This is a genomic window from Kocuria sp. 2SI, from assembly GCF_005502825.1.
In the GTDB taxonomy this organism is placed as follows: Bacteria; Actinomycetota; Actinomycetes; order Actinomycetales; family Micrococcaceae; genus Kocuria; species Kocuria palustris.
In genome coordinates this window covers 1-19,498 of the sequence record NZ_SCNB01000023.1, presented here as the reverse complement: position 1 = coordinate 19,498, position 19,498 = coordinate 1, and the positions used below count along the sequence as shown (strand labels likewise).

Annotated in this window: 22 protein-coding genes; 6 read left to right on the top strand and 16 right to left on the bottom strand. The window is 69.6% G+C overall.

Annotated features, from left to right (window positions below):
• Positions 1-21 precede the first annotated feature (21 nt).
• Genes FFS25_RS11360 through FFS25_RS11345 form a run of 4 tightly spaced genes read right to left on the bottom strand, consistent with a single transcriptional unit; the run spans position 22 to position 2,287 of the window.
• On the bottom strand, positions 22-408 hold the full coding sequence (locus FFS25_RS11360) for an MmcQ/YjbR family DNA-binding protein (RefSeq protein WP_137802998.1): 387 nt from the start codon (positions 406-408) through the stop codon (positions 22-24).
• 6 nt (positions 409-414) lie between these two features.
• Entirely contained in the window at positions 415-906 is a 492-nt protein-coding gene (locus FFS25_RS11355) for a GNAT family N-acetyltransferase (protein WP_137802997.1), read from the bottom strand.
• Between the two features lie 47 nt (positions 907-953).
• Positions 954-1,751: a MerR family transcriptional regulator gene (locus FFS25_RS11350; protein ID WP_171004189.1), complete on the bottom strand. Its 798-nt coding sequence runs from the start codon at positions 1,749-1,751 to the stop codon at positions 954-956.
• A 26-nt stretch (positions 1,752-1,777) separates the two neighbouring features.
• On the bottom strand, positions 1,778-2,287 hold the full coding sequence (locus tag FFS25_RS11345) for a VOC family protein (RefSeq protein WP_137802995.1): 510 nt from the start codon (positions 2,285-2,287) through the stop codon (positions 1,778-1,780).
• 149 nt (positions 2,288-2,436) lie between these two features.
• On the opposite strand from FFS25_RS11345, the gene FFS25_RS11340 reads away from it, so the two are divergent.
• Positions 2,437-4,320 carry a BCCT family transporter gene (locus FFS25_RS11340; RefSeq protein WP_137802994.1) on the top strand — a complete coding sequence of 628 codons (1,884 nt, stop codon included), beginning with the start codon at positions 2,437-2,439 and terminating at the stop codon, positions 4,318-4,320.
• A 115-nt stretch (positions 4,321-4,435) separates the two neighbouring features.
• Here FFS25_RS11340 and FFS25_RS11335 read toward each other — a convergent pair whose 3' ends face one another.
• The 3 genes from FFS25_RS11335 to FFS25_RS11325 form a co-directional block, all read right to left on the bottom strand.
• A complete protein-coding gene (locus FFS25_RS11335; protein ID WP_137802993.1) occupies positions 4,436-5,803 on the bottom strand; it encodes a CHAD domain-containing protein in 1,368 nt (455 codons plus the stop codon).
• 158 nt (positions 5,804-5,961) lie between these two features.
• On the bottom strand, positions 5,962-6,486 hold the full coding sequence (locus FFS25_RS11330; protein WP_137802992.1) for a DUF4282 domain-containing protein: 525 nt from the start codon (positions 6,484-6,486) through the stop codon (positions 5,962-5,964).
• Between the two features lie 77 nt (positions 6,487-6,563).
• Positions 6,564-7,196 (bottom strand): hypothetical protein, encoded by a 633-nt coding sequence (locus FFS25_RS11325; protein WP_137802991.1) that lies wholly within the window; start codon positions 7,194-7,196, stop codon positions 6,564-6,566.
• Between the two features lie 45 nt (positions 7,197-7,241).
• On the opposite strand from FFS25_RS11325, the gene FFS25_RS11320 reads away from it, so the two are divergent.
• The 3 genes from FFS25_RS11320 to FFS25_RS11310 all read left to right on the top strand — a co-directional run bounded on the left by FFS25_RS11320 (position 7,242) and on the right by FFS25_RS11310 (position 9,198).
• A complete protein-coding gene (locus FFS25_RS11320) occupies positions 7,242-8,228 on the top strand; it encodes a TIGR03571 family LLM class oxidoreductase (protein ID WP_249933883.1) in 987 nt (328 codons plus the stop codon).
• Between the two features lie 82 nt (positions 8,229-8,310).
• The gene (locus FFS25_RS11315; RefSeq protein ID WP_137802990.1) at positions 8,311-8,517 is read left to right on the top strand and encodes a YrhK family protein; all 207 of its coding nucleotides are present in this window, start codon (positions 8,311-8,313) and stop codon (positions 8,515-8,517) included.
• Positions 8,518-8,589: 72 nt separating this feature from the next.
• Complete coding sequence (locus FFS25_RS11310; RefSeq protein ID WP_137802989.1) at positions 8,590-9,198, top strand: hypothetical protein; 609 nt, start codon at positions 8,590-8,592, stop codon at positions 9,196-9,198.
• 46 nt (positions 9,199-9,244) lie between these two features.
• Here the strand turns inward: FFS25_RS11310 and FFS25_RS14050 are convergent, their stop codons facing one another.
• The 8 genes from FFS25_RS14050 to FFS25_RS11270 all read right to left on the bottom strand — a co-directional run bounded on the left by FFS25_RS14050 (position 9,245) and on the right by FFS25_RS11270 (position 15,551).
• Complete coding sequence (locus tag FFS25_RS14050; protein WP_349654429.1) at positions 9,245-9,700, bottom strand: Dyp-type peroxidase; 456 nt, start codon at positions 9,698-9,700, stop codon at positions 9,245-9,247.
• A complete protein-coding gene (locus FFS25_RS14045; RefSeq protein ID WP_349654428.1) occupies positions 9,697-10,407 on the bottom strand; it encodes a Dyp-type peroxidase domain-containing protein in 711 nt (236 codons plus the stop codon). Before FFS25_RS14045 ends, FFS25_RS14050 begins: the two co-directional genes overlap by 4 nt.
• Positions 10,407-10,652, bottom strand: coding sequence for a hypothetical protein (locus FFS25_RS11300; protein ID WP_137802988.1), 246 nt, complete (start codon positions 10,650-10,652; stop codon positions 10,407-10,409). Before FFS25_RS11300 ends, FFS25_RS14045 begins: the two co-directional genes overlap by 1 nt.
• Positions 10,649-11,185 (bottom strand): hypothetical protein, encoded by a 537-nt coding sequence (locus tag FFS25_RS11295; RefSeq protein WP_249933882.1) that lies wholly within the window; start codon positions 11,183-11,185, stop codon positions 10,649-10,651. The genes FFS25_RS11300 and FFS25_RS11295 overlap by 4 nt, the downstream gene beginning before the upstream one ends.
• On the bottom strand, positions 11,182-11,961 hold the full coding sequence (locus FFS25_RS11290; protein WP_249933881.1) for a glycosyltransferase: 780 nt from the start codon (positions 11,959-11,961) through the stop codon (positions 11,182-11,184). The genes FFS25_RS11295 and FFS25_RS11290 overlap by 4 nt, the downstream gene beginning before the upstream one ends.
• Positions 11,962-12,391: 430 nt before the next feature.
• Positions 12,392-13,699, bottom strand: coding sequence for an aromatic amino acid transport family protein (locus FFS25_RS11280; RefSeq protein ID WP_137802986.1), 1,308 nt, complete (start codon positions 13,697-13,699; stop codon positions 12,392-12,394).
• 121 nt (positions 13,700-13,820) lie between these two features.
• Complete coding sequence (locus FFS25_RS11275) at positions 13,821-14,765, bottom strand: winged helix DNA-binding domain-containing protein (RefSeq protein ID WP_137802985.1); 945 nt, start codon at positions 14,763-14,765, stop codon at positions 13,821-13,823.
• Between the two features lie 111 nt (positions 14,766-14,876).
• Complete coding sequence (locus FFS25_RS11270) at positions 14,877-15,551, bottom strand: DUF3800 domain-containing protein (protein ID WP_137802984.1); 675 nt, start codon at positions 15,549-15,551, stop codon at positions 14,877-14,879.
• A 48-nt stretch (positions 15,552-15,599) separates the two neighbouring features.
• On the opposite strand from FFS25_RS11270, the gene FFS25_RS11265 reads away from it, so the two are divergent.
• Together FFS25_RS11265 and FFS25_RS11260 are read left to right on the top strand one after the other, a co-directional pair.
• A complete protein-coding gene (locus FFS25_RS11265; RefSeq protein ID WP_137802983.1) occupies positions 15,600-17,087 on the top strand; it encodes a protein adenylyltransferase SelO in 1,488 nt (495 codons plus the stop codon).
• A gap of 195 nt (positions 17,088-17,282) precedes the next feature.
• Complete coding sequence (locus tag FFS25_RS11260; RefSeq protein ID WP_137802982.1) at positions 17,283-17,894, top strand: hypothetical protein; 612 nt, start codon at positions 17,283-17,285, stop codon at positions 17,892-17,894.
• 63 nt (positions 17,895-17,957) lie between these two features.
• Here FFS25_RS11260 and FFS25_RS11255 read toward each other — a convergent pair whose 3' ends face one another.
• Complete coding sequence (locus FFS25_RS11255) at positions 17,958-19,304, bottom strand: DNA/RNA helicase domain-containing protein (protein WP_249933880.1); 1,347 nt, start codon at positions 19,302-19,304, stop codon at positions 17,958-17,960.
• Positions 19,305-19,498 lie beyond the last annotated feature (194 nt).

The window sequence follows — 19,498 nt, the reverse complement described above, 5'->3', positions numbered from 1 at the left end:
TACGTTCGTAGCATTTCAATTTCAGCGGAGTTGACCCCCGTACGTCTCCGGGTCCACGGGGCGAACGCCGCGCGGCAGCTTCTCGAGCACCAGGCGGTAGGAGTCCACGACGAGCTCGCGGACGAACCTCCTGCTCAGAGCCTCGCCGGCGCGCACCGAGACCCAGTGCCTCTTGTTCATGTGGTAGCCGGGGGTGATCTCGGCGTACTCATCGCGCAGGGCCTGTCCGTCCTGCGGCTCGACCTTGAGGTTCACCATCCACTGGCCGCGCAGCTCCAGGCGCATGAGGAACATCCGCCCGCAGACCTTGTACACGTCCGTCTCCGGGCCGAAGGGATGCTCGAGCTCGGCGCCCGGGCACTGCATGGCAACCTCGTCCGCCCAGGACAGCAGCTCCTGCTCGTCCACGGGGACTCAGCTGCCGAAGGAGACGAGGGCGTCGCCGGTCAGCCGGTAGACGTCCCAGCCGTCCATGGGGACCGCGCGGAGGGAGCGGTAGAAGTCGATCGACGGCTGATTCCACTGCAGCACCGACCACTCCACGCGCTGATAGCCGCGCTCGCGGGCGGTGCGTGCCAGGGTGCGCAGCAGCGCCTTGCCGTGCCCCGCGCCGCGTGCCTCCGGCCGCACGTAGAGATCCTCCAGGTAGATCCCGTGCGTGCCCTCCCAGGTGGAGTAGTTCAGGAACCACAGCGCGAAGCCCTCGATCCGCCGCCCGGAGCCCTCCGGAGCGGGCGCGACGTGGGCGAAGATCGCCGGCTGGTCGCCGAAGAGCTGCTCCCGCAACACGTCGGGGGTCAGCTTCACGGCGTCGGGCTCCTTCTCGTACACGGCCAGGTCGTGCACGAGCTCGACGATCTCGTGGACGTCATCGGGAACTGCGGCGCGGATGGTGGTCTCGGTCATGGCCCGAAGCTAGCACCGCCGCCCGACGACGTTGGGCCCGGTCACCGTCACTCCCAGGCCGCGGTCTCCGGGTCGATGCCCAGTGATCGGGCTCGGGCATCGATCACCAGAGCGAGCCAGTCGACCAGACCCTCGGCCAGGCGGTCGCAGCGGGCCCGGAACGACGGATCCGTCGGGTACATCCGGCCCAGCAGGACATGGCGCTGCGGCGAGACGCTGTAGAAGGCGCTGAGCGCCTCCCGATGGCGATCCGCCAGCTCGTCGGCTTCGGGCGAGCCCGGCGCGAGACCTGCGGCGAAGGCCGAAGCCAGGTCCTCCTCCACAGCGGCGAGGCCCTGGGCGAGACGAGCCCACTGCTCAGGGCCGCGCCGTGCGCCGCGCTCCGCCTGCTCCGTCCAGGCGTCGGTGCCGCCCCAGCGGTCACGGGCCTCTCGGGTCCACTGCGGATCCCAGTCGGGACCGAAGGCCTCCGCCTGGTCGGCCTCGGAGAGCAGGATGCCCTGCTCGAGGGCATCGGCCAGGCGGTGGAGGTCGTCCTGCGCGGCCTGCAGCCGTCGGGCCTCCGCCTCCGCGGCGCTGCGGCGCTCGCGCAGTCGTCGAACCGTCTGCTGTGCGGGCTCGTGGAGCAGGGCCGTCACCTCGTCCAGGGAGAAGCCCAGCTCCCGATATGCCAGGATCCGTCGGCCGCGAACCACATCATCTGCCGAGTAGAGCCGGTATCCGCTCGCTGCCCGCCCGGCGGGACGCAGGATGCCGAGGTCATCCCAGTGGCGCAGCGTGCGCACGGAGACGCCCAATGCCGCTGCGGCGGGGCCGATGGTCAGGTCCTGCTCGGTGGTGCTCATGCCGTCCTCGGAACAGATCGACGTGCTCATGCGGACTCGCAGATGCCCATGGCCCGCAGCGCGTGGTCCTCCGGCGAATCGTGCACGAAGGGCTTCGCTGCTGTCATGACCACGCGAGTCCCCTCGGGTGTGATGACGGCGAGCTCGCGTGCGTTCCACGGGCGATCATGCGGGCCGTCGACCGCCCCGCCGGCTGAGCGGCAGGCCTCGGCGATCACGTCGAGCTGGTCCAGGACGCACGCGAAGCTCACCGTCGGAGGCTGGGAGGAAGCCTCGAGCGGCTGCGCCTCGGCGGGGATCAGCAGGACATCCTGGAACGCCCAGCGCCGCAGGTGGATCAGCTGGCCCGGGATCGCGAACAGCTCGAAGAACCCGAGCCCCTCGGTCCAGAGCGCGGACGAGGCGGTCAGGTCCCGGCAGGGGATCGAGACGAACATCGGCATCCCGTAGATCTCGCGGCACAGCGCCGGTGGCTGGGCACTGCTGTCGGGGGTGGGAACGGGGCTCGCCGGTGCGGAAGTGCGGTTGTCATCCATGGAGATCAGCGTGGGACCTCACGCGATGAGAGGGTCAAGCGCCGACGGCGAATGCCGGAGGAACATCGCCTCGCGCAGACAGGCTCTTCTGGGGTTCTGCCCAGCATCCCGCTAGCCTCGGACGCCGCCGATAGATCAGGGAGCTTCAGATGAGACACCGAGCCTCGGACAGCGAGTCCGATTCGGAGATCCAGATCGAGAACAGGATCCATGACCAGAAGGCGCCCGAGAGCGTCCAGACCACCATGCGCCTGGCAGCCAGCGGGCACCGCACGATCCACCCGGCGCTGATCCCCGGGCTGGACGTCGAGGACGCCAGGGACCACTTCCCCACCGACAAGGTCGTCTTCGCCGCCGCCGCCGTGCTGGTCATCGGCGTGCTGGGCTGGGCGATCATCGCCCCGGAGAATCTGGGCGCGATCGGTCCGCAGATGCAGACCTGGGTGGTCACGCACTTCGGCTGGCTGCTGGGCTCTCTCGTCGCACTCGTCGTGCTGTTCATGCTGGTGATCGGATTCGGCCCCACCGGCAAGATCAAGCTCGGTGCGGATGACAGCGAGCCGGAGTTCTCCACGGGCTCCTGGATCTCCATGCTCTTCGCGGCGGGCTTGGGCATCGGCCTGGTCTTCTACGGACCGCTCGAGCCGCTGAGCCACTTCATGACCCCGCCGCCGGCATTCGACGTCGAGGCCGGCTCCATGGACGCCATCCCCGCCGCCATGGCCCAGACGAGCCTGCACTACACGATCATCCCGTGGGGCGTTTACTCGTTCATCGGCGGCGCCCTGGCATATGCGGCCTACCGCCGCGGCCGGCTGCCGCTGATCTCCGCGCTCTTCGAGCCGATCTTCCCGAATGCCACGAACCGGATCCCGGGCAAGATCATCGACGTCTTCGCGCTCATGGTCACGCTGTTCGGCACCGCGACCTCGTTGGGCATCAGCGCGCTGCAGATCCGCACCGGCACCTCGATCATCACGGGGCAGCCGCTGGAGGGCGACGGCATCCTGGTCGTCATCATCAGCGTGCTCACCGTCGTCTTCATCATCTCCGCGGTCTCCGGCGTGAAGCGCGGCATCCGCCTCCTGTCCAACACGAACATGGTCCTGGTGATCGGCCTGACGATCTTCGTGGCGGTGACCGGGCCCCTGCTGTTCCTGCTCGATCTGATCCCCACGACGTTCTACGCGACCATCCAGAACGCCTTCGCGATGCTGTCCGTGGCGCCGAGCCAGGGCGAGGTCGAGTCCGAGTTCTCCGCGAGCTGGACGATGATGTACTGGGCCTGGTGGACCTCGTGGTCGCCGTTCGTGGGCATGTTCATCGCCAAGATCTCCAAGGGCCGCACGCTGCGGGAATTCGTCACGGTCGTGATGTTCGCCCCGTCGGCGATCTCCGTGCTGTGGTTCGTGGTCTTCGGCGGCACGACCATGTGGATGGAGCTCAATGGCCATCCGATCGGCGTGGAGGGCAGCGGCGAGAACGTCATGTTCGACATGCTGGGCAACCTGCCGCTGACCGGGATCACGTCGTTCCTGGTCCTGGTCGCGATCCTGATCTTCTTCACCACGGCCGCCGACTCGGCGACCAACGTGATGGGCTCCATGTCGCAGTCCGGCCGGTCGAACCCGTCGACCCCGGTCACGATCATGTGGGGCCTGGCCCTGGGCTTGGTCTCGATGTTCCTGCTGCTGGCCGGCGGTCAGTTCGCCCTGTCGGGCCTGCAGTCGGTCATGGTCACCTGCGCCCTGCCGTTCGGGCTGATCATCCTGGGGATCATGGTGTCCTGGGCCAAGGACCTCCGGAACGACCCCTACATGATCCGGCGCCGCTACGCGCGCGAGGCGATCTACAAGGGCGTCCACCGAGGCATCGACGAGCACGGCGACGACTTCGTCTTCGGCGCCACGCACGTGGACGACGACGGCGCCGGGGCCCGCTTCGAGAGCACCGACCCGGAGCTCACCAAGTGGTACACCCCGACGGCCGAGAAGCCGGCGACGGACATCGACGGCGAGCCGAAGAAGGACTGACGTCCTTCGATGCGATCCGTGAGGGGGCGCTGGTGCCGTTCATCCCGCTGGGAAGGACGGCATCAGCGCCCCTTCGCAGAGCACCACCGACGACGAACGCCGGAGCTCCGTCGGCTCAGCTGCTGTGGTCCTCGAACCGCCGGGCCAGTCGCGCCATGACCTCGTAGCCGTCGTCGACTCCGTGCGCCAGTCGCTGCAGCTCGGCGCCGGTCAGCAGGCCGAGTTCGTACGGGTCGGCACCGGCGCGACGCAGCCCCGCGGCCGAGTCCTGCAGCCAGGCGGCGGCCACGGAGGCGTCCAAGGTCTCGCCGAGCGCGTCCTGGGCCTTCTTGGCGGCCTTGCCGAGCTTGCGCATGGGTTTGGCCGGGCGGAAGCCTGCGGCTGTGAGGACCTTGGTGACGTAGCGGACCCGCTTGGTGGCCTTGCGGACGGTGTGCAGGTGCTCGAGGCGCTGCTCGGCATCCAGCTGCTCGTCGCGGTCGGCTGCCAGGGCGCGGTCGGTCTCCTTGGCTGCCTTGCGCAGTGCGCGGCGCACCAGCCGATCGCTCATCTGCCGCGGGCTCAGCCGCTCGGCCTTCTTCCGGCCCTTGTCCGTGAAGGGCGGGTTCTGTGCCGCGCAGCGGGCGAGCTCCAGAGTGGCAGCCCGCTCCGGCTGCGCGCCGCCGCGCACCTTGGCGGCCGAGGCCTCGGCGTCCTTGAGAGCCGTCTGCGCCAGCGCCTGCACCGTCTTCTCGCCCACGCGCCCCTGGAGAGCCTCGGCACGTGCCGGAAGCTGTTCGGCCAGGACCTCGGCATCGCGGGCCGCGGACAGGGACCGGCCCAGCTGCTGGAGACGATTGCCGAGCTCGTCGGCGACTCCGCGGTCCAGGAACGGTCGCGCGGACTTGAGCAGCCCGCGCAGGGACCGCGCGGCGACCCTCAGCTGATGCAGGGCGTCCGGCAGGTCCAGCCGCGCCTTCAGGTCCCACAGCTCCAGGGCCGCGGCCTGCTGAGCCAGCACCGCCTGCAGGACGTCGACGCCCGAGGGCTCACCGCCCGTCGCCACGGCCTTGCGGTTCTTCGCCTTGCCCTTCTTGCTCGGGGCCTTCTTGGCAGGCTTCGCCGATTCCTTGGCGCCGGTCGCGGACTCCGCGGTCTGGCCGTCGTCGTCGATCTCGATCAGCTCGTCCTGCCCGACGATCCCGCTGAGCAGCTGCGCCACTGCGGCAGGCAGGCGCTCCGGTGCGCTGCGCAGCCGCGGGACCTCCACGGCCCACTGGTCGTCGCCCTCGGGGACGCTCAGCAGCCAGCCGCGCTCGGGGGCCGCGCTGCGGCTCAGGGTGATGCCGCGGCGGCGCAGTGCGCGGTCGTCGGTGTCGTGGAAGACGGAACCGGCCATCTCCTCTCCGGATGCCGGCGACGGCAGCAGAAGGCGCTGGATCTGCGCGCTCGCCCGCCCCGACAGGCGGACCGTCCGCGGTTCGGAGGTCTCTGCGGCGGGCATGTCGGTCCTCTCGGTCGGGAGCCGGTGACGGATCGCTCCCTCATCGGTGAGTGGTTCCGATCCTATCGGCGCGGAGGCCCGGATTCCTGGGGAAGACGACGCCCGCCCGGTCTTAGGAGGCGACCGGGCGGGCGGTGGAGGCGTCGGGCGGACCCGCGTCAGAGGCGGTTGCCGCGATCCACCAGGATCGACGTGTTCTGGGCCGTGCGGACCATGGCCACGTAGAACTCGAGCATCAGGCGGAACAGCACGATGTAGATGAACAGGATGATCAGACCGAAGATCAGCGTCGCCATGCCGGTCAGCATGCTGTCCGCGGCGAAAGCGGCGACCGTCATGATGAACCAGCCCAGCGTCAGCAGCACGATGCCCGCGATGTAGAGGATCGAGGCGAACTTGATGGTGATGTAGTTCTTGAAGGAGAAGTCGAACAGGGCGGCGAAGAACCCCTTCTCCTGCCCCGGCTGACGGCCGGGATGACCCTGGGGCTGGCCGCCGGGCTGGGTGTAGCCGCCCTGGGGTGCGGAGTACGAGGGCTGCTGGTGCTGACCCGGCTGCTGCATCGGCTGGTTCGCCCCGCCGTACGTCGGCCCGCCGTAGCTGGGCTGCTGGCCCTGCGGGTTCGGCTGGCCGCCCTGCGGGTTGTGCTGCGGATCGTGGGGGTTCTGCGAGGAGAAGGACATGGGGGTCTCCTGAGGGTGGTGGTGGATGGTCAGCGGGGCATGCGTGCGACCCTGCGGCCATCGTAGGCGGGCAGGCCTCACGCCGCGGAGTCGATCCGGACCGTGCTGGTCACCGCGGTGAGCGACGGATGCCGAGGGGTGGAGCTGAATCCGAAGCGCGGCGGGGGCAGCATCTCGCGCATGCCGCCCAGGTTCTGCCCCTCCCAGATCGCGGTGCTGCCCCTCAGCCGGTGGAGATCGTCGGCGGCGTACCACTCGGTGCGGCCCGGGGCGGCCTGACCCAGAGTGCGGACCCCCGGCATCGTGGCCCGGGCGATCGGATCGCTGAGCTGCGCGAAGGCGAGGCTGCGGCTGATCGGTCGGGGGATCAGGCGCAGCAGATGTCCCAGCGGCGCCCGCGCCCCGATCCGGAAGCGCCACTCCAGAGGTCCTGCCTGGACCGCCCACTGCCCCGTCCGGCCCAGGCCCGTGCGGGACACCGAGACGGGGACGAGGCGCACCTCGTCGAAGGTGTAGGTCGCGGAGACGAAATCGGCCACCCAGCGATCGGGTGCCAGCAGGATCCGATGGCCGTCCCGGTCCTCGGCCATGACGTCGGCGAACGGCCCGTGCGGCGTGCGGGTCCAGCACCCCAGGACCAGGCGAGTCCCCTCGGCGGTGCCAGCTCCTGCGATGTGCCCGGTGAAGCGGTGCAGCTGTGGGGAGGACATGGGAGGCACCGTACTCGCGATACAGGAGCGGGACGTCTGGATAGTGTGGAGTCTCGCGATGCCGCTCAGGGACAGGAGGCCTCACCTGTGCACCAGGACCTCTCGCCGGCCATGGCGGCCGTCCGCTCTCCCGACGGCCGCCTCACTCTCGGGCTGATGACCCCGCCGCCGCAGCCCCAGGGCTCCATGGCCGATCCCGCCCAGGCTCGGGAGCTGGCGCAGCTCGCCGAGGCGCAGGGGATCGCCGCGCTGTGGACGCGCGACGTCCCCTTGGCGATCCCGCAGGGACAGGACCGGCTGGCGTCGTCGCTGGACGACCCGTTCCAATGGCTGTCGATGCTCGCAGGGGCCACGTCGACGATCGCGCTGGGCACGGCGGCGGCCGTGCTGCCGCTGCGCCACCCGCTGCACCTGGCCAAGACCGCCCTGTCCCTGGACCGGATCAGCGGCGGCAGGCTCCTGCTGGGCGTGGCCACGGGAGATCGCCTGGAGGAGTTCGAGATCTTCGGCGCTTCCCTGGACGAGCGCCGCGACGCGTTCCGTGACCGATGGGCGCTGCTGCGCTCGGCGCTGAGCCCCGACGAGCAGGAGCGCGAGCACCTTCTGCAGGCCACCGACGGGTACGAGCTCATGGTCCCGCCCGCTCACCGCATCCCGCAGGTCATCGTGGGCTCGGCCAAGCAGACCCTGCAGTGGAACGCCGCCCACGCCGATGCCTGGGCCACCTACTACCGGCCGTTCGAGGAGCAGAGGGGCCGTTTCGGGCTGTGGAGCCAGGCCGTGCAGCGGCGCGGGCAGGGCAACGACCCGGTGCTGATCCAGTCCATGAGCCTGGACCTGCTCGAGGATCCCGACGCCCCCGCGCAGGAGATCAGCCTGGGCCTGCGCACCGGGTCGAAGGCCCTCGTGGAGACCCTGCACCGCTACCGGGAGATCGGCCTGGAGCACTGCATCTTCGCCAAGGCGAGCGATGACCGCCCCACCGCCGAGGTCATCGAGCAGCTCGGCCAGGAGGTCGTCCCTCACCTGTGAGCGGCTCTCGTCTGGTCCACTGGTCCGCGACGACGAGTGGACCTGCCGCCGCAGGTCCCGTGGAGCACAGGAGGGTCAGCGCATGACGAAGCAGGATCGGGATCTGGACATCCGCATGGGGCACCACGAGCTGGTGATCCGGCAGCGCTACGAGGTGCTGTCGATCGCCAACGACTTCGTGCTCGGCTCGATCCAGATGATGCTGCGCCCCACGATCCGCTTCGTGCGCCGGACGCACCTGCAGCGCCTCCGCCCCGCTCAGCCGCACGAGACGTCCACGGACTTCTGATCCCTGGCGGTGTCTGACCGGCGGGGCCCGGTCCTCTGGCCGCGCTCGCGGTTCGCACCTACCGTGGAGGGCATGGCACTTCCTCCGCTGAGCAGGCTGTACGCACCCCGGACCCTGGCCTTCGCGGCCGGCTCAGGGCTGGGCGAGATGATCCCGTTCCACCGGGCGCGCGGGGCGGGGCGCGCTGCGATCATCGCCGCTCCGGGCATCGGTTATGCAGGCGCCCTCGTGTGGATCATGACGCGGCGCGACGCGGGGGAGCAGGCCCTGGAGCCGTCGCGAACGGCTGCTGCGGACCAGATGGAGGAGCAGGGTGCCGACCAGCGGTGGACGCCTCAGCTGCTCGGTGTGACGGCAGCGGTCGGCGTGCTGATGAGCGGCCTCTCGGCGGCAGGACTGGCCCTCGACGGCGCGTTCGAGCGCTTCCTGGTGCGCCGCGGCGTGCGTCGGCCCCTGCTGGTCATGGGCGCGACGGGCCTGGTCGTCGGCTGGGCGATGGAGTACTTCGACGTCGACAGCGACGACGCTGATCCTGATTCCGCCGCCGCCGCCGAGACGGACGAGCGGCCCGAGAAGGCAGAGGCTGATCAGCAGTCGGCGGAAGGGGACGCGCAGCCGTCGCAGAGCGGCGTCGGCAAGCACCGCGATGACCGCCCGGTCGACGCCCCGCCGCGCGCCTGAGCGCGCTGGCCGACGACCGCAGAGTCGGCGACTGCGGATCAGCGCCTCACTCGAAGAGCCGCTGGCCCACCATGGTGTCGCCTTCGCGCATGCCCGGCGGCACGGCGAACAGCGCCGACCCCACGTGCTGCAGGTACTCCGTGAGCGCATCCTTCTGGGTCATCCGCTCCAGGATCGGATAGAAGCCGGTGCGCGGATCGCGGGTGAGTGCGATGAAGAACAGCCCCGCGTCCAGGCGGTCCAGGGAGTCATTGCCGTCGGTGTAGTTGTAGCCGCGGCGCAGCATCCGATGCCCGCCGTTGCTCTCCGGTGCCACGATGGCCACGTGCGAGTCCTCGGGGAACGCCGGGCCGTCCTCGCCCTGGGCGCTGAGGTCCAGCGGCTCGAACTCGTCCTCGGCCTCAGGCTCCGCGACGGACAGCGGCGCCCCGAAGCGCTTGTCCTGGCCCATGATCTGCTCCTGCTCCGAGAGCCGGACCCGGTCCCAGATCTCCAGGGTCATGCGGATCTTGCGCGCCATGAGGTAGCTGCCGCCGGACACCACGCGGCTGCATCGTCGTCGCCGTCCTGGACCCACACGTGCTCGACCAGGGTGCTCTCGCCGTCCTCGGCCTTGAGGTTCGCGGTGCCGTCCTTGAACCCGAACAGGTTGCGCGGGGTCTCCTGCTCGGTCGAGGTGGACAACGTGCGCCCGTAGCCGATCTGGCCCCACTTCAGCACGGCAGTGCCGAAGCCGATGCGCGTGAGATTGCGGATCGCGTGGACGCAGACCTGCGGGTCGTTGGAGCAGGCCTGGATCATCAGGTCCCCGCCGGTGCCTCCGGGGACCAGCTTTTCGTTGGCGCACTTTGGCACGCCGTCGGAGAGGACCTCTGGCATGCGCTCGCGCAGCCCGAAGCGGTCCCTGCCGTCCTCGACGTCGTCGGTGTCCAGGTCGAAGGCGGCGAAGTACATGTTGTCCTGCGCCGGCGTGAGGATCCCGGCCTGGCGATCGCCGCGGAACGGATAGGTCAGCTCGGAGTGCCCGCTGCCGCGATCCGCCGTGGCCCGGCCGATCGCCGCACCGCCGAAGCCCGCGATGCCCAGCATCCCGGCCAGCCCGGTGCCCGCCACCAGGCGGCGCCGCGAGAAGCCCCGCGTGCGTCCGCCGGTGGCCTCTTGCTCGTCGGCTCGCTGCGGGTCCGGGCCGGTCGGCTGCTGGTCGCTCATCAGTGCAGGACCGTCCCGGCGACCTCGGACGGCGGCTCGGACAGCCCGTTGACGTCGTCGAAGCCGCCCTCGATCTCATCGGCCAGGTCCGGGTCCTGAGCGCGGACCAGGTCCTGGGCGTTGCCGTAGGCGACCAGGATGCCGATGATGAGCGAGGTTTCGAAGCCCTCGCGCAGCGCGATCGGCAGGTTGGCGATGAGGATGGGGATCGATGCGTCATCGGGAACTCGGGCGATGCTCTTCATAGCGGGCGGCGGCGCAGCCCCACCATGGCCGCGCCGATCATCCCCGCGCCGATGTCCAGCACGGTGTCCAGGGGCGGGTTGTGGATCTCGGGGGTGACCAGCACGGATCCCGCGGCCTCCATGAGCTCCCAGATCACCGCCAGGACGAGGCCCACCGCGGCGCAGACCCGGATCCTGCTCGCCGTCGCCCCTCCCTCCCTGCCTCGCGGCCGCTCGGTCGGGTCGCCATGACCGCGCAAGCTGCGCCACAGCGCCGTCAGCACACCCGTGGCCAGCAGATGGATCACGAGGTCCCACAGGAGGATGCGCTCGTAGAGCAGCTCGGCGGCGCTCACCCCGGCGACGAGCAGGATCAGGCTGCCCGTGGCCCTGGCTCCTGCGGTGCGGAAGGCCAGTAAGCACAGGACCTGCCCCAGCCCCACGAGCAGCAGCACCGCGACGTCCACCCAGCGTGCCTGGAGCGCGTAGACCGCGGCGACGGCGATGCCCGTGAAGCACAGCGCGGAGGCCGTGAGGCGGGCGAGGGCGCTCACAGGGGCGACCTGCGTCCCGCCCATCGGCGTCGATGCCGCTCCCAAGGCGGCTCCTGCTCCCAGCGCCGCAGCAGCAGCCGACGGGCCATGCGCTGCTGGGCCAGCAGCCGACGGGGGGAGACGGCCGCCCGCCACGACACCGGCATGATGCTCCCGCGGTCCAGCGCGATGGCCTCGTGGGGCTGCAGCTCGAAGCTCAGCTCGAAGTCGTCATGGATGCCCGGGCGCGGAGCGAGTCGTGGGCTGACCCGGTTCCACCATGAGGTGCGCATGGCCATGTTGGAGCCCCATAGCGGCGGGTGGGCCAGGGCCAGCCCGGAGGCGAGGCCGTAGAGCCCCAGGTAGAGGCCGCACAGCGAGCGGCCCAGCGCGCGCGGCCCGGGGGCGAAGCGCCCGCCCCCGGTGATGGCGACCAGCTTGTCGTCCTCCGCCGTCAGCTGCCGCTCGATGCGTGCCAGCCACGACGACGGCGGGATGCTGTCGGCATCGCAGCGGGCGATGATCTCGTGGGAGGCCGCGTCGTAACCGGCGTGGGCGGCGAATGAGACCCCTGGACGCGGCTCCTGCAGGAGGCGCAGCGGCAGGCCCTGGTCCCGTTCGGCGGCGGCGATGACGGCGAGGAGGTCGTCGCTCGACCCGTTGTCGACGACCACGATCTCGTCGGCGGGGCGGTCCTGGCGGGCCAGGGCCGCCAGGCAGCGGCGCAGGGCGGGGGCGTCGTCGCGCACAGGCAGGACCACGCTGATGCCGGGTCTCGGAGCGGCGTGGCCGGTCACGGTGGGGGTTCCTCCTGGTGGCATCGCGAAGGACGGGCTGCGATGCGGGCATCCAGCGTATCCGCGGGGCAGGTGCCCGCAGCGGGGCAGGGGGCGGGTCTCGATGTGAGACCCGCCTCCTGCGGAGGGGCGTTCAGCGCTGCCGTCGGCTCAGAAGATGCCCTTGTTGGCCCTGCCGCCGTCGGTGACGGTGTGCTGGCGCGAGTCCACGTTCTGGTCATTGTCCGTGGAGGTGTCGCCCGGCAGACGACCTGATTCTCGATATCTTCGCAGGTGAGAGGTGGAATTCTCGCTGGGGCGCGCAGGGGTTGGTGACAGTTCGGCACCCCATCAGCGCTGATGGGGTGCCGAACTGTCACTAACCGGAGGGCGGAGGCGCAGGGGGTGCGTCGTCGTGACGCTCAGCGGGCCGAGCTGGCTGCGATCAGGGTCAGGACACCAGCCCGTAGATGATGCCGCTGACGGCCACCAGGCCGGCGATCGTGACGAACACGTTGGACAGGCGCCCGCGGTACGGAGCCAGGGCGGGCATCTTCCGGATCGCGTACATGGGCATGAGGTAGAGGATCATCGCGATCACGGGGCCCGCGATCGACTCGATCATGGACAGGATCGAGGGGTTGATGATCGCAGCGGCCCAGGTGCTCAGGAAGATGAACGCCGCGATGCCGATGTGCAGGGCTCGATCGCTGACCTTGGAGCCGTCGGCGTCGACCATCGACCGGACGATGCCCGCAGCACCCTCCGCCGCGCCCAGGTAGTGCCCGAAGAACGAGGAGGCGATCGCCGCCAGCGCCACGACCGGGCCCAGGTAGGCGATGAACGGGCTGCCGTGCACGTTGGCCAGATGCGACAGGACCGGCAGGTTGGCGTCCTTGGCCTCCTGGAGGCCGTCGACGCCCAGAGACAGGACGCAGGACCACACGAAGCCCATGGTGAAGATGACCAGCAGGGCGGCGGTGCGGCGCAGCACGACGGAGGCGCGCTCGCTGGCGCGGGGGCCGTACTGGCGCTGCATGGCCAGGGAGAACTGCGAGATCGCCGGGGAGTGGTTGAACGCGAAGACCAGCACGGGGATCACGAGCCAGATCGACATCAGCAGATCGCCGGCGCTCGGGGCGGCGGTGAGGCCGTCGAGCTTCCAGCTGGGGATGAGGTAGAGCGTGACGAAGAGCAGGATCGCGATCAGCGGGTAGACCAGCCACTGGGTCACGATCAGCATGATCCGCTGGCTCGAGACCATCACCAGCATCATCAGCGCGATCAGCACGCCGGAGAGCAGCCAGCGCGGCAGCGAGCCCATGCCCAGCTGGTTGACCATCAGCGAGTCCACCGTATTGGTGATGCCGATGCCGTAGATCAGCACGATCGGGAAGATCGCCAGGAAGTACAGGACGGTGATGACGCGCCCGACGCCCTCGCCGAAGGCCTTGCGCGCCACGACCGTGATGTCGGCACCCGGATCCGGGGAGGCGCACACGAAGCGCGAGAGCGCCCGGTGCGACAGGTAGGTCATCGGCCCGATCAGGATCGTGACGATCAGCAGCGGCCAGATGCCGCCGAGGCCTGCGTTGATGGGCAGGAACAGGACGCCGGCGCCGACGGCGGTGCCGAACAGCGATATGGTCCAGCTCAGCTCGAAGCGGGGGCTCGATCCCTGCGTCTGAAGGCCCTGGGGGTCCTCGGGGTTCGCGGGGCGGATGTCCGCGCTGCCGGCCGCGGTGGATCCGTGGGGCACCGTGGTCTCCGTCCTGTGGGGGTGCGGGCGCTGTGGCACGCGACTTCAGTGATACGGCTCACGGTATACCAGGCACGACCGTGATTGTTCAACAATCCAAGCGTCATGCGGTGCGGGCAGGTCACGCGGCGGTGGCGATGATCCCCTGCCGCACGCGGAACGGCCGGCACATGCCGTTCTTGGTGGGCCCGACGATCGGGACCAGCTCGGCGGGCAGGAACTCGGAGCGGTCCTTGTAGCCGATGAGGTACTCGTCGAAGGCGGGCAGCTCGAGCTGGGTCTGCAGCGCGGCGTCGAGCTGCTCGTCGCTGATCTGCTCGGCCTCCGGGGGCGCATACAGGGTCTCGGTCCGGCCCTCGATCGTCACCTTCTCGGCGTGGTCCCCCGCCAGCTCGACGGCTCGTTTGGCGTCGCGCACCGTCAGCCCCGACCACCAGGAGAGGTCCTGGACCGTCGCGGGCCCGTGCGAGACGAGATAGCGAACGGCCAGCTCGCGCAGGGCGTCGTCGCCGTCGAGCTCCCGCTGAGGCGTGGGCAGGTGCTCGACGAGCAGGAAGGTGTCGTCGCTGCCCTCCCGCGGACCCTGGACGATGTCTCCCTGGCCGCCGAAGCTGCGCAGCAGGTGCTGGCCGGGGCCCTTCTCGGGGGTGATCCCGATCGTGCGGAAGAGGTCGTAGGCCTGCGGACGGGTCAGGGGCCCGTCGGCCAGGCGCTCGCGGAAGGCGGCGTGGGCGCGGTCGCAGTCCTGCGGGGTGAGGCCCAGGCCAGGGCGGCGCTTGGCGGCGGCGGCCTCCACGCGCGGTGAGCACAGCCGCGTCAGCCAGCCGACATCCTGCGCGGCGACCAGGTGCACTGTGCCTCGCTGCGTCCAGGCGCGCACGATGCGGTGCTCGCTGATCTCTCGCAGGACGTCCGAGCCGGAGCGGATCTGCAGAGCGGTGACGCCTGCGGCGTAGATCTGATCCTGCGTGGCGAGCATGTGCGCGGCGGCATCCGCGCGCGGGGTCACGAGGGCCTGGGCGATCAGGCGGTGGGCCAGGACATCGCGGAAGCTGCGCAGGTGCATGGGGCCAAAGCTACCGGGATCCTGTGGCGTGACACGAGCGAGTGTGCAATAATAAGAGGGCCGACGATAAGAGGCCCAGGGGGCCTCTTCCCTTAACTGGGATAGTCGGCATTATACGTTCCCCGAAGCGGCTCCTGGGTCTTGACCCCAAGGCAGGAACTTCGTCTTCTCGAGCGGCTTGATGTCCCGGTCGTACCAGTGGCATGAGCGCCCCGTGAGGTGCCGATGCGTGGCCCAGAGGGCATAGTCGGCGACCTGGAGGCCCCACGACGAGGATGCCTCCCACACGCACAATTGGATGTTGCGATCGATTTGGTCGCATACCTCGTGCAAAGCTGTTTCTGCTTCAGCCCTGCGCTTCTTCGTGCCGAACGTCCCCGCGATGACGTACAAGGAGTCTGCTGGCTTGGCCACCCGCAGTGCGACTTCTTTGAGGTGCAGGTACCAGGCCATCAGGTAGAGGTATATCTGTCCCTTGGCCCTGACCTTGGGGTAGGCCTGTGCCTTGGCCAAGAACGTCGTGTCGATGCGGGGTTCCAGCTCAGCGATGAGCGGGAAGACCTCTTCCCGCGTTTCTGCGGAATCGTCCACCGCATGGAATCCGCGTGCCAGGCGGATGCCCTTGGATGAGACATGCGCACGGAGTCGAAGACCGCGCATGAGAGCTGCCCCGTGGTCGCCTGCGAAGGTTGCGGTTCCGAAGCCGAAATAGGGGGAAGCACCTTGTTTCCCCGCGCCGCCGTAGTCCAAGTTGCCGGTCTCGTCGGCGTACAGGTAGACGTCCATGAGTGGACTCTAGGCGAAGGGACGGCCGCCGTCGTTAGCCTGGGTGACATGGTCGCTTCTCCATCCTTCGAGCACACCTACGCCGAAGCCCTGCCCGATCTCTCCCGGGAGTGGTCGGCGGCTCCGGTGCGAGAGCCGCGCGCCGTCGTCGTGAACGACGAGCTGGCCCGCGAGCTCGGACTGGACCCGGACTGGCTGCGCTCGCCGGAGGGTCTCGCGCTGCTCAGCGGCGACACCGCCGAGACCACGTACGCGCAGGCCTACTCGGGGCATCAGTTCGGGCAGTTCAATCCCGTGCTCGGCGACGGCCGCGCGCTGCTGCTCGGCGAGCTCGTGGACTCCGACGGCCGCCGTCGCGACCTGCACCTGAAGGGCTCCGGGCGCACCCCGTTCTCCCGCGGCGGCGACGGCAAGGCGCCGCTGGGGCCCATGCTGCGCGAGCACCTGATGGGCGAGGCCATGCACGCCCTCGGCATCCCCACCACGCGCGGGCTGGCCGTCGTGAGCACCGGCGAGCGAATCCAGCGCAACGGGCCCGACCCGGAGCCCGGAGCGATCCTCACCCGCGTGGCCGCCAGCCACCTGCGGGTGGGGACCTTTGAGTTCGCGGCCACGCAGCGCTCGCTCGAGACTCGACGGGAGCTGGCCGACTACGCGATCCAGCGGCACTGGCCGGAGGCGGCGTCGTCGGAGAACCCGCCGCTCGAGCTGCTGCGCAGCGTGGTGCACGCGCAGGCGCGGCTGATCGCGCAGTGGATGCTCGTGGGGTTCGTGCACGGGGTCATGAACACGGACAACATGACGATCTCCGGCGAGACCATCGACTATGGGCCGTGCGCGTTCGTGGACCAGTTCTCCCTGGGGGCGGTGTTCAGCTCGATCGATCACGGGGCGCGCTACGCCTACGGGCGCCAGGCGGAGATCGGGCTGTGGAACCTGTCGCGGTTCGCGGAGTCGCTCGTGGACCTCGTGGCGCCGGATGATCCCGACGCCGGCGTGGAGGCTGTGACCGAGGTGCTCCACGAGTACGCGCCGGCCTTCCGGGCTGCACTCTCCCGGGGAATGGGGCGGAAGATCGGGCTCGATGTCGACGGGCTGCCGGAAGAGGAGCGAGATGCCGCGCTCTCGGCGCTGGACGCGTTCGTGGAGCGGACCTTCGGGCTGCTGCAGGAGAACCGGCAGGACTTCACGGCGTTCTTCCGCGCGCTCGCCTTTGGGGCCGCGGAGTCGCTGTTCGACGACGCCGCGGCCTTCCGGGCCTGGGACTCCGAGCGCCGCGACCTGCTGACCCGGTTCGGCGATCCGTCGGCGGAGCAGCAGCGCGACCTCATGGCCTCGGTGAACCCGGTCTACATCCCTCGCAACCACCACCTGCAGCACGCGCTGGATCGCGCGGAGGCGGGGGATCTTGCTGGGTACGAGCGGCTGCTGGCCGCGGTGCGCTCGCCGTTCCAGGAGCACGTGGACTTCGCGGGCCTGGAGTCCTCGGGCACGGCCCCCGGTGCGCGGCCGTTCACGACCTACTGCGGCACCTGACCCTCCCCCTCTCCCGCCGAGTGGATACCTGGTTGCGCTGTTCGGTGCGATAGCGCAACTGGGGATCCACTCGGCGGGGACACTGGGGCGCATGGGGTGGACTGAGATCGCAGCCGTCGTCGCGGCGACGCCGATGCTGCTGGGGCTGGGCCTCGTCGTGGGGTTCAGCCCCACGCTCTACGGCGTCAGCCTGCGGTGCTGACGTGCGCCTCGCGCCCCGAACCGCCGATCGCCGCCCTGGCCGCGGGTCTGGCCGTCGGATCCACGGTCATGCTGCTGGTCTTCCGCACCGTCGACCCGACCACCTGGATCGACGCCGCCCGCAGCGACGTCGAGGCGGTGCTCATCCGCCGCGCCGTGGGTCTCGTGGCCGCCGTCGTGGTCCTGATCGCCGGCGCGGTGGTGCTGCGGCGGGCCCGCCGACCCCGCCCTGCCCCGACCGTGCCGGAGAACGTGGCGCACGAGGATCGGCTGCGCATGGCCGGCGTCGGGTTCATGAACACGTTCCTGGGATTCAGCGGCTTCGCGACGATGTATGTCGTCGGGCGCATCCTCACCGGTCTCAGCCACGACATCCTGTGGCAGGCGGTCGCCTTCCTGCCGTTCCTGCTGACTCTGGTGGGCCCGTACCTGCTGGCGGCCTGGGCCTGGCCGCGAGTGCCGACGGCCGCCCGGAGGGTCACTGCGGTCTATGACTGGGTGACCTCCCGCGACCTCCGCCCGGTGATGGGGTGGGCCCTGGTGTTCGCGGGCGTGGCCTTCTCCCTGGTGGCCCTCTTCCCCCTCCTCCTGCCGAGTGGACACTGAGTTGCGCTATTCGCTGCTTTAGCGCAACTGAGTATCCACTCGGCGGGGTGGGGTGGGAGGGTCTCAGGGAAGCGGGGCGGCCTTGGGGATGAAGCGCTCCAGGTGGCGGCGCAGCTGCGGATCGCAGACGTAGACGAACGTTCCTCGCATGCCGCGGGTCAGCAGCACGGCATAGGCGTTGGTCACGTAGTGCAGGAGATCGTCGTCGGTCGTCGTCTGGCCGCGCAGCCTGTTGTCGATCTTGCCGTTGCGGTCCGCGTAGTGCGCCCGATCGACCCACAGCCGCTGCTCGTCGGGATCGAAGCGCAGCTCCGGGCCGATGATCACCCCGGCGTAGTTGAGGTCGTAGCCCTGCAGGGTGTGGATCGAGCCGACCTCCGACGGGGCCTTGGGGGAGTTGACCCAGTCCGTGGTCACGGAGTTCCAGCGGAACGCTGTGCCGTCCAGTTCGAAGTCGTGATCTGCCCGGATCTTGCCGCGAGGATTCGAGCGCCACGGCCAGGCGAATCCCGCAGTCATCCGGCACAGCCCGTATTCGGGCTCCAGCGCTTCGATGCGATTCTTGAGGGCCCCGGCGTCGTCGAACATGGTGAACTCGTACTCGCCGAAGCTGAGCCGACGTTCAGGGGACCGCCCGGCCATCAGATTCCGCACGTAGGCGATGTAGTCGTTGCCGCCTGCGGCCCGCATCTGGGTGTGCAGGGGGTGGACCCGGCCGCGCTCGCGCGCCTGCCCGACGACGGCCTCCAGCTCGGCGCGGGGGATGTCCGCAGGCCGGACGCTCTGGTGCAGGTCCAGCATCAGCACCACGTGCCTGGACTTGGCGCGGATCCAGTCGAGCTGGTTCTTGTCCTCATCGAGATGCCCGAAGAGCTTCGTGGTGATATCCCGGAATCGCTTCAGCTGCGTGCCGTGGGCCTGCATGGCGTACTGGTTCAGCCGGTGCGCCTCGTCCACGATCACGAGATCGAAGTCCTCCTCGCTCTCGCCGACCTCGAAGGCGGTCAGGACCTTCACCTCGGACATCGACGGAAGCCGGGAGAACACGCTCTGAATGGCGTGACGCAGCGATTCCTGCGGGACGACGAACGCCATCCTCCGATCAGCCATGAGATCCCGGGTGCTCTCGTCGAAATGCTCGGAGAACATCTCCTCAGGGTCGGCCTCATCGCCGTCCTGATATGCGGCGATATCCGACAGGAGCTTGAGCAGATAAACCGCGACGATGGTCTTCCCGGTCCCGGGATCGCCCTGGATGATGCTGATGCCGCCGTCGTCGGACTCGAAGTCCTGCAGCAGGGATTCCACGATCTCCCCGACGGCGACCGCCTGATCCGCGGTGAGCGTCTTGAACGGCGAGAACTTGTAGAGCTCGCTGTTCTCGATCTGCGGGATCGTCCGCTGGAACATGCCGCCGGCGCGCAGCTCCTCGAAGATCTCGCGGAAGGCCTCTCGGTAGCGCTCGCGCTGGTAATAGCCGGCGTCGACGATGGGCCTTGACCCTGAATCTTGGACACGGTGTCATTTCGGTTATGCCGCTTCCGGGAGTGTAGCGGAGGCGGCGGCTTCGTAGGCGTTCGGAGCGATGTTGCCGATCGCGCAGT